This is a genomic window from Methylophilus sp. Leaf408 (assembly GCF_916856905.1).
Classification (GTDB): domain Bacteria; phylum Pseudomonadota; class Gammaproteobacteria; order Burkholderiales; family Methylophilaceae; genus Methylophilus.
The window spans coordinates 441,853-454,634 of record NZ_CAKASK010000001.1 but is presented as its reverse complement, the minus strand read 5'-3'; the positions used below and the strand labels follow the sequence as shown (position 1 = coordinate 454,634).

The window sequence follows — 12,782 nt, the reverse complement described above, 5'->3', positions numbered from 1 at the left end:
CGCTTAGTAGCGGATACGAACGCGGTGGTCTGAATCAGACTGCGTGCCGACACTCACTTCAAAAGTGCTCACGGCAATCGTTTGCCGGGTAGCCGTTTGTATCTTTACCCGCCATTCGCCGGCTGTGACATTGCTTTTATAGGTATAACCGCGGTAACCATTATCCCGCCCTCCCACCAGCGAAAATCCAGCGGTCGATACACTAACCCAGCGCCCTGCTACCTTTTTCTGCCAGTCATGCACTAATTTGGTATGCAACCCCTGTGGTGCAAATACCGAAGAAAAACAGACCAGCCTCTGGCCTGGCGCCAGGCGTAAATGATCAGTATCCACCCGCCAGAAATTCCACCACGGCGATTTCTCTACTGTCATCCAGTAGCCTTCAGGTGATTTTTCTAAATCATAAGCAACCACGACTGCCTGCTTCACCAGCGGAACCGGCGGAATCATGTCCGCACGATAAGCGACCATCAATAAAGCAGCAATCACCCATACCGGCCAAATGCGTCCGGCATGGCTGGGTGCACGTTTATAAAGCACATATGTAATAGCTGCACCTAACAGGGTGCTTAAATAAAACCATACGGCATGCACACTACCAAACAGGAAAGGAAACGCAAAGTTACACCACAGAATTGAGCATAAACCGAACATACTCCAGCACAGACTCAGGCGCCGGTATTCGCTTTCCATAAACTCATTAGCGACCAGCAGCGCACCCAGCACCAAAGTAAGCACCCAAGCCAGGCCATAACTTGAGCTTTTGAAATAGAGAATGAATAGCGCGCTTAATACACTGCCGAACAAAAACTGCAATATCCAGTAAGGCCAGTCGTGCACGGGCCAGCTCGACACTCTGTTCTGTATCCACTGCCAGCCCAGCAACCTTTCACGGACGCGGCGTGCGCTGGCGCTCGGTTCGGCCAATTGATACATCAGAATCGCAGCCATTAGTAAATAAATGGCAAAAATCACCATATCGAGAATGGCGACTTTCTTTCCTATAGTGATTGCATCCCAGGCAAATCCGCCGATAAAAAATGTAATCGGCAGCACGGCCCGCGTGCGCCCGAGACAGCGGGCTATGAAAGAGGGTTGATCTGGAACAGGGGTAGACATGAGTGGATCAGTCATAATGAAGGGTAAAGCTTAAAAAACCATCGGTATTTTTATCATATATGGCAGCAACTGTCACTGCTTGGCAGCTACAAAGGTAAACTTTCTTTGATTATCAAATCGGGCCTGTTAAACTTTAAGTTATCTTAAGAGTTGTCCGTTATATATCTTAGAAGATGTTCTCCATGTAAGGGCATCTGTATGCAACAATTCTGGCCGTCATCAGGTATGCGCGATCTAATTAGAAAAATTAAACATAAGTTAATCGAAATCAAGTCCGTCAGTAACGAAACTGAGCAGGCCTTGATTCGCGTTACTTTTGTTAGTTTCATCACGCTTTACCTGTTATTCAATGGCAGTAGCTATCAACCGGTTGGCGTTTGCCTGGTGTATTTGTGCTGCGGCTTCCTGATGCTTTTAAATACGCTGCGCAACCCGCAGAAAAACGAAAGACGCCAGTGGATTGCAATGGTGATGGATATCACGGCCACCTCCGTCGAACAGATGATTTCCGGACCGATGGCAGGTGTGTTTATCGGCATCTATTTATGGCTGATTATCGGCTATGGCCTGCGCTACGGCACCAAGTTCTTTAAGGGCTGTTATGTATTAAGCCTGATCGGTTTTAGCATTACCTTATACCTTAACCCTTACTGGAACCAGCACCAGCACTTGGCTTATGGTTTCCTGCTGACATTATTGCTGATTCCGCCACATACCTTGCGCTTGCAGATCAGCTTGGAAAAAGCAACCAAACAGGCCGGTGAAGCCAATGAGGCCAAAACTAATTTCCTGTCGAATATCAGCCACGAAATGCGCACGCCGCTCAACGGCATTATTGGTGCAAGTGAGTTATTGGCTCAATCCAAACTCGATATCAAACAATCCGAGTTGTTACAAATGGTAGGCGCTTCCGCCACCAGCCTGAAAAAGCTGATTAATGATGTGCTTGATATCAGCAAAATTGAAAAAGGCAAAATTGACCTGGAAGAAATCGCGTTCTACCTTCCTGACATGTTTCAGCGGCTTCAATTGATGTTCCAGATTGAAGTTGATCGTAAACAATTATGGTTGCACTTTGATCTAGACCCTGGCGTAGAACGTCATTATGTCGGCAGCATGCATCATATCGAGCAGGTATTAATGAACCTGGTCGCCAATGGGATCAAATTTACCCAACATGGCGGCGTCGATGTGGTTGTGTCTGTGGCCGAGCGCTATGCCAATATGAGCATGCTCAAATTCCAGATCCGCGATACTGGTATCGGCATCAAGCCCGAGGCATTGCCACATATCTTCGATAGCTTCACCCAGGCGGATAGCAGCATCACAAGGCGTTATGGCGGAACAGGTTTGGGTACATCCATCGCCAAACAATTGGTTGAACTGATGGCCGGTAAAATTCATGTTACCAGCGACGAAACCAATGGCACCAGCTTTGAAGTAATGCTGCCTCTCGCACATGCTGAGCCGTCAACGCAACAGGCGACAAACGAGATCAACCTAGAAGTGAACTCTAACGTGGTGCCATTGAGCAGCCACACCCGGTTCCGCAAGAAAATACGCGTATTGATTGCAGATGACAATGTAGTTAATCGCATGATTTTGAATGAAACATTGCAGCGGATGCATTGCGTAGTCAAAGCCGCCGACAATGGCGATGATGCGCTGGATGCATTGGAACATCACCAGTTTGACCTGATGATTCTTGACTACAACATGCCGGAAATGAATGGCCTGGAAGTATTCAATATTTACCATTCCTTGCCTGGCAGCAAACCTTTGCGCACGGTGATCCTGACCGCAGATGCAACCAAAGCGACTCAAGACCGCTGTTTAAACGCTGGCGTCTATCAAGTACTGACCAAACCAGTGATTTCCCGGCAGATCCAAACTTTGATAGAAGCGGTTGCCCAGACCATTGAAACCGGTGAGACAGTCAAGCCAACCTCCAAACCGGCGACACGCGTTGCTCGTGCAGCACCTGCAAAAGAGTCTGTGAAACCGGTTAGCGTGCCCATTGAGCAGGCCCCTGAACGGGTGGCGAACATGGCAGCTTATAATGAGCCATTGATTGATATTAATCGTATGGAACATTTGCTGAAACTGGGCGGCAGCGAAGCATTCTTGTATCGTTTAATTACCGAATTTATCGAAACTACCGACGACTTGATCCGTGATTTGCGCACAGAAACGCTAGACCTTAAACTTGAACAAGTTCATAAGCTGGCGCACACACTGGCCGGGGAATCAGCCAATATGGGCCTGATTCCACTAAGCAAGCGCAGCCGTCGCCTGTTGGGCTTGAGTATGGAGGATGCCCAAACAATTTCCAGTCTGTATCAAGCAGTTTTTGATGCTTATGAAGAAACTCGCGTGCAGTTGCACTTATATCGCAGCAAGCTTTCTTCTAAGCGTTCAAACAAATAATTGGCATTGATAACTGAAGGCACCCTCAATAGTGCTTAACACCTATTGATTTACGACCTGCTGTTGCAGTAACTCCCCAGTCTGCTGCTGATCATTTAATATCACCTGCTCTTTGGCTGCCTCCTGCTCCGGGAACAATCGTGTCTGGGCACGACAAAAACGATCCATTACTTTTAAATCGCGCTCTGTCAGCCGCAATGCATTTTCTACCCATACGTTGACGATATCTTCCAGCTCGCTATAGGTTAACGGGTTGATTCTGGCTTTAGCTTTTTGCGCAGATAAAAAGCCTTCTGCCTGGCGGCTGTTTTTCTGGATAAACGCCTGCACCGCCTGCTCGCCTTCCCCTTCATCCACCACTATATCGATCAGGCCCATTTCCAGGCATTGCTCAGCCGTAAAACGCTCACAACCCAGAATCATTTTATCGGCCACAGCCATGCCGGCTTTGCGCGCAATAAAACTATAAGCACCCATACCAGGAATCATGTTAAAAAATAATTCCGGGAAGCAGAAGACGGATTGGCGTTCAGCAATCAGTACATCGCTGGTCATTGCGGCTTCTATCCCTGCCCCTAATACTTCACCTTGAAGTAACGATATTTTAGTCACGTGATCCAGGTTAAAGCGGAAGGCACGTTGCGCCACAACATCAATACTCAGCTTTGCATATTCCTGCAATTGGGCCCTATCCTGATTGCGGATGGCCATGGCCATTTTCTGCAGATCACCGCCCATATTGAAATAACCCGGTGTGGCCGAAGCAAATACTGAATAACGAATAGGCAGCACCTCTTCATCGTCGGTCTGTACATAACCCCCGCTACGCTGAATATCTTCATGATGTGCATGCAGATTGAGTAGTAAGTCATGGTTGATGCAAGGGATACGCTGTGGCTGATGCAAATAGCTCCACAAAGTTTGTTGCACGGCATCAAAACGGCAAAACACCTGGCCATAATCATGTGCCAATAAACGATGTTGATAATTAACCAATCCTTGTTCAAACGGTTTCATGTGTTTCTCCTTGACAGTGAAAAGTGGTGAATAAACTCAACATAAGGTGACGCGTGCGCATCAGATAACTTACGCCGGTAAATACATCATAATCAAAACTGAAGTGGGCTATACAGGTTTTACAGTTGCAAGGATGCGTTCGATTTAAAACAAAAAAGGGAGCCTGGGCTCCCTTTTTGCATAACTATTGAAACGGCTAGGCTGTTTCTTGTATCGGTATGATTTTCTTCACATTTTGCAGTGAGTCTGCGTATTGTGTCATCTGGTCAAAGTTAAGGTATTTGTAAATCTCGGCGGTATTGCTGAGTTTGGAACCCAATGTATCCAGGTACTCTTGTACCGTCGGCATCCTGCCTAATTTTGCGCACACCGCGGCCAACTCGGCAGAACCCAGGTAGACGCGTGCATCTTTACCCATGCGGTTATCAAAGTTACGGGTAGAGGTAGAGAATACCGTAGCTTTATCGGCCACGCGCGCCTGGTTACCCATACATAGCGAGCAACCCGGGATTTCAGTACGCGCGCCGGCAACACCAAAGGTGGAATACACACCTTCTGCTCGTAATTGTGCTTCATCCATACGTGTCGGCGGGGCAATCCACAAGCGCGTTGGGATGCTGCCAGCGCCTTCCAGCACTTTACCGGCGGCGCGGTAGTGGCCAATATTGGTCATGCAGCTACCGATAAAGACTTCATCAATTTTGTCCCCCACGACAGCGGATAATGGTTTGATGTCGTCAGGGTCATTCGGGCATGCCACCAATGGCTCTTTGATGTCTGCCAAGTCAATCTCAATCACATGTGCATATTCGGCGTCGCTATCCGGTTGCAACAGTTTCGGTTTCGCCAGCCACGCTTTCATGCTGGCGATACGGCGCTCCAGTGTGCGAGCATCGGCATAACCGTTTTCAATCATGTTCTGCATCAGCACAATGTTGGAATTCAGGAATTCGATCACCGGTTCTTTATTCAGCAGCACGGTACAACCATTGGCAGAACGCTCGGCTGAAGCATCCGCCAGCTCAAAAGCCTGTTCGACTTTCAGGTCTGGCAAGCCTTCAATTTCCAGCACACGGCCATTAAATACGTTTTTCTTACCCTGTTTGCCTACGGTCAATGTGCCTTCTTTGATCGCGGCATAAGGAATTGCATTCACCAGGTCACGCAAGGTAATCCCAGGTTGCATTTCACCTTTAAAGCGCACCAGTACCGATTCTGGCATATCCAGGGGCATCGCGCCGGTAGCCGCGGCAAATGCCACTAGGCCTGAACCGGCCGGGAAACTGATGCCAATCGGGAAACGGGTATGTGAGTCACCACCGGTTCCGACCGTATCCGGCAAAATCAAGCGATTTAACCAGGAGTGAATGACGCCATCACCAGCGCGTAAACTGACGCCACCACGGCTGGACATAAACTCGGGCAACTCGTGTTGCAGTTTGATATCGACCGGCTTTGGATAAGCTGCGGTATGACAGAAACTCTGCATAACAAGGTCGGCACTAAAGCCCAGGCAAGCCAGTTCTTTCAACTCATCACGCGTCATACCTCCAGTGGTATCCTGAGAACCCACCGTGGTCGCTTTTGGTTCGCAATATGTGCCCGGGCGTACGCCGAAGCCTTCTGGCAAACCGCACGCACGGCCGACCATTTTCTGTGCCAGGGTATAACCTTTACCAGTATCTTTGGCTGGAATCGATTTGATGAAAACATCAGTGTCCGGCAGGCTCAAGGCCTTGCGTGCATTAGAAGTCAGGCCGCGACCAATAATTAGCGGAATACGGCCACCAGCACGCACTTCGTCAGGTAAGGTAATCGGGTTCATTTCAAAAGTAGAAAGTAATGCACCCGCCTCAGACAGTACTTTGCCTTCATAGGGTTTAATCACGATCACATCACCAGTATTCAGCTCGGAAACATCACATTGAATCGGTAAGGCACCGGAATCTTCAGCGGTGTTAAAAAAGATAGGCGCTATCTTGCTGCCGATGACCACGCCACCGGTACGCTTGTTAGGGATAAATGGAATGTCGTCACCCATCCACCATTGCACTGAGTTAATGGCAGATTTACGTGAAGAGCCAGTACCGACTACGTCACCTACATAAGCCAATGGCAAACCTTTTTGCTTGAGGTTTTCGATCACAGTGAGACCGTCAGTCATGCGATTCACCAGCATGGCTTTGGCATGCAAAGGAATATCCGGACGGCTCCAGGCATCTTGCGCCGGGCTTAAGTCATCAGTATTGGTCTCGCCATCCAGCTTGAACACCACCAGCTTGATTTCTTCTGCCAGCGCTGGCCGGCTGGTGAACCACTCAGCATTGGCCCATGAAGTGATCAATGCTTTTGCATGCAGGTTACCCGCCTTCATTTTCTCTTCTACATCATGAAAGGCATCAAACATCAGGATAGTGGTTGATAACGCTTTCACGGCATGGGCTGCCAAGGGGGTATCCAGCAGTGCAACCAGGGCCTGCACGTTGTAGCCACCCAGCATAGTGCCCAGTAGCTCTACCGCTTTTTCAGGGCTAACCAAACGAGAATGCGCTTTGCCATTGGCTATATCGGCCAGGAATGCCGCTTTCACATACGCTGCCTGGTCTACCCCTGCAGGAATACGGTTTTCAAGCAGATCAACCAATAATGCCTCTTGACCTTCTGGCGGACTTTTTAATAACTCCACCAGTCCGGCTACCTGCTCGGGATTGAGGGGTAAGGGAGGCAAGTTTTGCGCGGCGCGTTCTTTTACGTGGGTGTCGTATGCTTGTAACATGATGTGAGCTCTATCAATAAACTTAAGTTGTAATGCTTGAAACTGGTTATGCTGGGCCAGCGTTATTGGCTAACCGCGAAGTAGCTTGTCATTATAATTCAGCCCACTCGGCATAATGTTAATTGTGTGTAACATTCTTTCAGCCGTTAATAAATCTGCACTTAAGCGAACTGACTATTGAGTGCGGTCTCCATATAACTCTTTGGCAAACGGGGTACTGCAACTTTTTCCATAGGCAGATGACTCCCATTTATCCAGCAATTCTTTCTGGTAGCCTTTGCCATGCTGCTTTTCCAGATAGGCACGTACTTCAAACACATCGGCAAAGCCGTTGCGATCCGTATCCATTAAAGCTACCTGTTGTTCGAGTGATGGTCCGCTGTAGCGCCCATCTTTATCTGTGAAATAATCCAGCGCCGATTCGGCATGCCCGGGCAGGCTAAATATGAACATCAGCCCTGCCCATGCAAGTGAATATTGTAAAACCCCAGTGTTCATTTTTATCATACCACCCTCATTTATGCGCTTAGTTGTATGACGTATCTTTTACCAAATCGTGCTTATGTTCAGTGATATCACTCACAATGTTTTTGTATGTCTTACACAGCAAGCAGGGCAATTTTTTTCTTCCAGTGTGCCGGGCCGGTATTATGCACAGACTCGCCATTCGCACTCACAGCAACAGTCACCGGCATGTCCACCACATCAAACTCATAAATCGCTTCCATGCCCAAGTCTGCAAAGGCCAGTACCCGGGATTTCTTAATGGCTTTGCTCACTAAATACGCGGCACCGCCTACAGCCATCAGATAAACGGACTTATGTTTGGCGATTTCTTTCAGCGCCTGTTCACCACGCTCCGCTTTGCCGATCGAACCTAACAGGCCGGTATTCAGCATCATATTCGTATAACTATCCATACGCGTGGCAGTGGTTGGTCCAGCCGGGCCAACGGCTTCATCACGGACCGCATCAACCGGGCCGACGTAATAAATAAAACGGTTGTTGAAATCTACTGGTAGTCGCTCGCCTTTTTCCAGCATGGTTTTAATGCGTTTGTGTGCGGCATCGCGCCCGGTCAGTATTTTACCGGTCAGCAGCAATGTATCGCCGTTTTTCCAGGTTTGGGTTTCTTCTTGCGTCACCGTCTCCAGATTAACACGGATAGCTTGCGGGCTTGGTGCCCAATGCACATCCGGATATACATCAGGGTTTGGCGGCACCAATTCTGCCACACCGGAACCATCCAGCGTAAAGTGCACGTGGCGTGTGGCTGCACAATTCGGAATAATCGCCACCGGCAAACTGGCGGCATGGGTCGGGTAATCCAGGATTTTCACATCCAGCACCGTGGTCAAGCCACCCAGGCCTTGCGCGCCTATACCTAATTGGTTGACCTTTTCATACAATTCCAGCCGCAGTTCTTCGATTTTATTTTGGGCGCCGCGGGCTTGTAACTCCTGGATATCAATCGGCTCCATCAATGACTCTTTAGCAAGCAGCATGGCTTTTTCCGCACTGCCACCTATGCCTATACCCAGCATACCAGGCGGGCACCAGCCAGCACCCATCTTTGGGACTACTTCCATCACCCAATCGACAATACTGTCGTTAGGGTTAAGCATTGCCAATTTGGATTTATTTTCCGAGCCGCCGCCTTTGGCCGCAATCTGGATATCGACAGTGTCGCCTGCAACCATTTCAATATGGGTAATGGCAGGTGTATTGTCTTTAGTGTTTTTACGCGCGCCGGCCGGATCATTGACAATAGAAGCCCGCAAGGTATTTTCCGGATGCAGGTAAGCACGGCGCACACCTTCGTTCACCATTTCTGCAACTGTCATATCGCCTTCAAACTGCGTTTGCATACCGACTTTCACGAAAGCAACCACAATGCCGGTATCTTGGCACAAGGGACGCTTGCCTTCTGCGCACATCCGAGAATTCGTCAAAATCTGTGCAATCGCATCTTTCGCGGCAGGCGACTGCTCTTTTTCGTAAGCCACGGCCAAGGCCCGGATGTAATCTTCCGGGTGGTAGTAGGAGATATATTGCAAGGCGTCTGCAATACTCTCGATAAAATCCTGGGTCTTGATCAGGGCCATGGTTTTTCGATATAGGTGTTCTTGAAATGATTGTTATCGTTAGCGGGCGTTGCTTTTCATGTAGGCAATCGCCGGTCCAACATCTTTACGTAGAATTTTACCATTTTTAGTGCGTGGAAATTCCTTAGCCAGGTAAACCGTTTTCGGTGTTTTGTAAGCGGCCAGGTGTTGCTTGCCAAAGGCGATCAGTTCATCTGCATGCACTTCACACTCCGGCTTAGGTATCACATAGATCACCACCAGCAATTTGTCTTTCTCAATCTCTTCACCAATCGCGGCACAATCCGCCACGGCAGGATGGCCTTTGTAAACTCGCTCAATCTCGTAAGGCGAGACGCGGTAGCCAAAGCTCTTGATGATGTCATCCTTGCGCCCCAGGAACCAGATGTAGCCATCAGCGTCGTATTTAGCATAGTCACCGGTGAAGAAATAACCATCATGTTTGTATTTGACGGTTTCTTCCGGCAGATTCCAATAACTCAGGAACAGCCCGGGATCAGACTCAGGCACACAAATCATGCCCTCTTCACCTGCCACGACCGGTTCCCGTGTTTCCGGATTCAACAACACCAGATCATGCCCAGGCTGCGGAAAACCAGCCGATCCCGCGCGTATGGGCCGGTAAATACTTTGCGACAAGTAATAGGAAAACTCGCTCATACCCACCGCTTCATAGATATCCAGCCCAAAACGTTCACGCCATTGCACCAACACTTCATCGGACAAATGCTCACCAGCGCTCATATAGTGGCGAACGCTTGGAATATCCGCTTGTGTAGCGGTGGTTTTCTGCAATAACTGGCGATAAATCGTTGGTACACCGATAAAAATGGTCGCTTTATGCTTGGCAATCAAGTCCAGCCATTTTTGTGCGTCGTTCTTACCTTCATGCACAATCACGGTTTTACCCAGATACAAAGGATCCATCAGGCCGGTGCCTAACACATAAGTCCAGTTGAATTTGCCGGAATGCATAATGCGGTCTTGCAACTGGTCACTGTAATTAAACCAGTAATCTGCCGCTGGCTGGCGCCCAAGCAAGGCACGGTGCGCGTGTAACACGCCTTTAGGATAACCGGTCGTGCCTGAGGTATAGACCAGGTAAGCAGGGTCTTCAGCGCGCGTAGCATAAGCAGCCTGTGCTTCTGTGGCTTCAGCCAAAGCGGTTTGTAATGACAATACATTGACAACAGTTGAAGCAACTGCCTCATCAGTCAATTGTGTCAGCAGAATATGCTTGAGGTTAGGCGTCTGTGCGATATTTTCCTGCATTTTGGCAGACATGGTTGCCCAGGCAGCAGCATCCGTGACCAAGACGACAGCTCCTGAATCCTTAGCTAAATAAGCCACTTCTTGAGCAGTTAACAATGTCGATGTCGGCACCGAAATCGCTCCGGTTTTCATTGCCCCCAAAAAGGCTATCGGATAATCCAGACTATTTGGCAAACGAATCAGGATGCGATCCCTTGCGGTAACACCAAGGTCACGCAACACTTGCGCAAACCTGTCCGTCTGCTCCGCCAGTTCAGCAAAGGTAATCGTGCTGGTACCGAAGGTATCATCCTCCACAATCATGGCAATCTCGTCAGCCTTGGCAGTTCCCAAATGGCGGTCGCTACAAGCGACGCCAATATTGAACAGCTCGGGGATATCCCATTGCCATTGTGGATAAGGTGCTAACTGTGTCATCTCAAAACCTTTCCTGAATCTCTAAGCGTGCAGGGTTGTTATCACGCGTCATACGCATTTCTTTTGGAAATGCCTTTTAAATAATCATCACTCCTATCAATGAGCGAGCGGGATGAAGCACAAGACGCACGGCACGCAGAAACCGGAATGTACTCGAGTACATGAGGATTTCGAGTACCGCGCAACGCCGTGATTCGCCTGCGCAGCCATTGATTAAAGCAGAATGCCATAGGGCCAGTTCTGGCGTACTACTTGCGCCGGCATCAATTGCAGTACATGCAAAGCAAACTCCATATCACTGGTCTTCAACGCCCTTAATGCATGCGCCCGCAACAATGTCTGCAAGGCCTTACCAAACATAGGTGGATCCAGCATTTCACCATCAAACTTGATTGCGCCACCCAGTAAAGCATCCGCTTCAATCGCTGCCTTTAAAATCGCCACTTTCTTGTTAATTTCAGTAGGTGACGGCGTGTAGGCGGTTTTGCATAAATGAATATGGCCAGGATGTATCACCTGCTTACCGGTCAGGCCCATCGCGGCTTCCTGGCAAGCATGCTTGTACACCACTCTCGACTCGTTATCACCATGCAGGTCCAGCCAGCGGCGCACATCATGCGGCTCAACAAACTTGTCCGGCATGATATTGCTGCCTATTAATGTTTCCACGCCCCCAATCACCCCTTTACCGGCAATCCTGGCTTCAAAAATCATCTGGTTGATAAAGTAAAACAGCTCTTCTATCCAGTGTTCCGGCGTGATGTGTATGCCCAGGGCTTTGGAGAAGTCATGGATACCGAATACCACATGTTTTACCGTGTCGTACTGCATCAAGTCAGGCGCGATTTTGAGCGATTTAGGGTGCTCGATAATCGGCTGGATAGTGATGTGTGGGTTAATGCTGATCAGGAAACTGGATAAGTCGCGTACTTCTGCTGCGCCATAGGACTCCCCTGCTTTAGCCAGCATCACGACATCGATATACTCGTCCATGTCGCGCACCAGTTTCATGTCCTCTTCATACTCATCAGTACGGAAAGAATTGGCACGAATCGCAATTGTCACGCGCTCGTTAACTTTACGCAGCTTTGGCAGTTCCTGACGTAATAAAGTCCGGCTCATTTCCTTCTGTCTACAGCCATCTTCCAGGTCAAAAATCAGGGTGTGCGCATTAGTGAAATGGGCATGCTTGACCATACGGTTAGCTGCCTGCTCCATATCTTCATAAATACCCAGGCTGGGCGCATATTTCACCGGCGGATAATACAACTGGATCCCGGGCCAGTAATCACCCAAGGCGCTGGCGTCCAGCGCGATTGGCTCTTCCCCCATATGCTGAATCATGCAGTTTCCTGTTCTGCCGATGGCCGGCTTTCCCTTAATTTCTGCAACACGGCTGTGTACTCTTTAGCCAGTGATTTTGTGGCTGATGCTTGAGTTTTTACCTCTTGTATCAACTCCCAGAACACGTTGTCCGGCAATTCCAGGAGCGTATCCAGCTGTGCCATTTCTGCGAGGGTCAGTCCATTAAAATGTTCGCTGACAAAACGCTGCAATACGATATCCAGTTCCAGCATGCCACGGCGGCAGCGCCAGGCCAGTCGTCGTTGTTCTGCCTCTCGTAAGATTTCCGCATTCAACATGTCCAC

Annotated in this window: 9 protein-coding genes; 1 reads left to right on the top strand and 8 read right to left on the bottom strand. The window is 49.0% G+C overall.

Going from position 1 to position 12,782, the window contains the following annotated elements:
* Nucleotides 1-3: 3 nt before the first annotated feature.
* Nucleotides 4-1,119 (bottom strand): DUF2914 domain-containing protein, encoded by a 1,116-nt coding sequence (locus LPA26_RS01965; protein WP_229007129.1) that lies wholly within the window; start codon nucleotides 1,117-1,119, stop codon nucleotides 4-6.
* Between the two features lie 198 nt (nucleotides 1,120-1,317).
* Here LPA26_RS01965 and LPA26_RS01960 point away from each other — a divergent pair, with 198 nt between their 5' ends.
* The gene (locus tag LPA26_RS01960; RefSeq protein WP_229007128.1) at nucleotides 1,318-3,546 is read left to right on the top strand and encodes an ATP-binding protein; all 2,229 of its coding nucleotides are present in this window, start codon (nucleotides 1,318-1,320) and stop codon (nucleotides 3,544-3,546) included.
* Between the two features lie 42 nt (nucleotides 3,547-3,588).
* Here LPA26_RS01960 and LPA26_RS01955 read toward each other — a convergent pair whose 3' ends face one another.
* The 7 genes from LPA26_RS01955 to LPA26_RS01925 all read right to left on the bottom strand — a co-directional run bounded on the left by LPA26_RS01955 (nucleotide 3,589) and on the right by LPA26_RS01925 (nucleotide 12,776).
* On the bottom strand, nucleotides 3,589-4,563 hold the full coding sequence (locus LPA26_RS01955; protein WP_229007127.1) for a crotonase/enoyl-CoA hydratase family protein: 975 nt from the start codon (nucleotides 4,561-4,563) through the stop codon (nucleotides 3,589-3,591).
* 196 nt (nucleotides 4,564-4,759) lie between these two features.
* Nucleotides 4,760-7,339, bottom strand: a complete 2,580-nt coding sequence (gene acnB / locus LPA26_RS01950) for a bifunctional aconitate hydratase 2/2-methylisocitrate dehydratase (protein ID WP_229007126.1) — start codon at nucleotides 7,337-7,339, stop codon at nucleotides 4,760-4,762.
* 174 nt (nucleotides 7,340-7,513) lie between these two features.
* Nucleotides 7,514-7,792 carry a hypothetical protein gene (locus LPA26_RS01945; protein ID WP_229007125.1) on the bottom strand — a complete coding sequence of 93 codons (279 nt, stop codon included), beginning with the start codon at nucleotides 7,790-7,792 and terminating at the stop codon, nucleotides 7,514-7,516.
* A gap of 146 nt (nucleotides 7,793-7,938) precedes the next feature.
* Complete coding sequence (locus tag LPA26_RS01940; protein ID WP_229007124.1) at nucleotides 7,939-9,444, bottom strand: fumarate hydratase; 1,506 nt, start codon at nucleotides 9,442-9,444, stop codon at nucleotides 7,939-7,941.
* Nucleotides 9,445-9,483: 39 nt separating this feature from the next.
* Nucleotides 9,484-11,133 carry an acyl-CoA synthetase gene (locus LPA26_RS01935; protein WP_229007123.1) on the bottom strand — a complete coding sequence of 550 codons (1,650 nt, stop codon included), beginning with the start codon at nucleotides 11,131-11,133 and terminating at the stop codon, nucleotides 9,484-9,486.
* Nucleotides 11,134-11,346: 213 nt separating this feature from the next.
* On the bottom strand, nucleotides 11,347-12,477 hold the full coding sequence (locus LPA26_RS01930; RefSeq protein ID WP_229007122.1) for a CoA ester lyase: 1,131 nt from the start codon (nucleotides 12,475-12,477) through the stop codon (nucleotides 11,347-11,349).
* Nucleotides 12,474-12,776: a succinate dehydrogenase assembly factor 2 gene (locus LPA26_RS01925; protein WP_055830959.1), complete on the bottom strand. Its 303-nt coding sequence runs from the start codon at nucleotides 12,774-12,776 to the stop codon at nucleotides 12,474-12,476. Before LPA26_RS01925 ends, LPA26_RS01930 begins: the two co-directional genes overlap by 4 nt.
* Nucleotides 12,777-12,782: the final 6 nt, after the last annotated feature.

Bases quoted from the DNA above. Each gene is read 5' to 3' on its own strand.
- LPA26_RS01965 (WP_229007129.1), bottom strand. From the start codon at position 1,119: ATGTCTACCCCTGTTCCAGATCAACCCTCTTTCATAGCCCGCTGTCTC.
- LPA26_RS01960 (WP_229007128.1), top strand. From the start codon at position 1,318: ATGCAACAATTCTGGCCGTCATCAGGTATGCGCGATCTAATTAGAAAA.
- LPA26_RS01955 (WP_229007127.1), bottom strand. From the start codon at position 4,563: ATGAAACCGTTTGAACAAGGATTGGTTAATTATCAACATCGTTTATTG.
- acnB (WP_229007126.1), bottom strand. From the start codon at position 7,339: ATGTTACAAGCATACGACACCCACGTAAAAGAACGCGCCGCGCAAAAC.
- LPA26_RS01945 (WP_229007125.1), bottom strand. From the start codon at position 7,792: ATGTTCATATTTAGCCTGCCCGGGCATGCCGAATCGGCGCTGGATTAT.
- LPA26_RS01940 (WP_229007124.1), bottom strand. From the start codon at position 9,444: ATGGCCCTGATCAAGACCCAGGATTTTATCGAGAGTATTGCAGACGCC.
- LPA26_RS01935 (WP_229007123.1), bottom strand. From the start codon at position 11,133: ATGACACAGTTAGCACCTTATCCACAATGGCAATGGGATATCCCCGAG.
- LPA26_RS01930 (WP_229007122.1), bottom strand. From the start codon at position 12,477: ATGATTCAGCATATGGGGGAAGAGCCAATCGCGCTGGACGCCAGCGCC.
- LPA26_RS01925 (WP_055830959.1), bottom strand. From the start codon at position 12,776: ATGTTGAATGCGGAAATCTTACGAGAGGCAGAACAACGACGACTGGCC.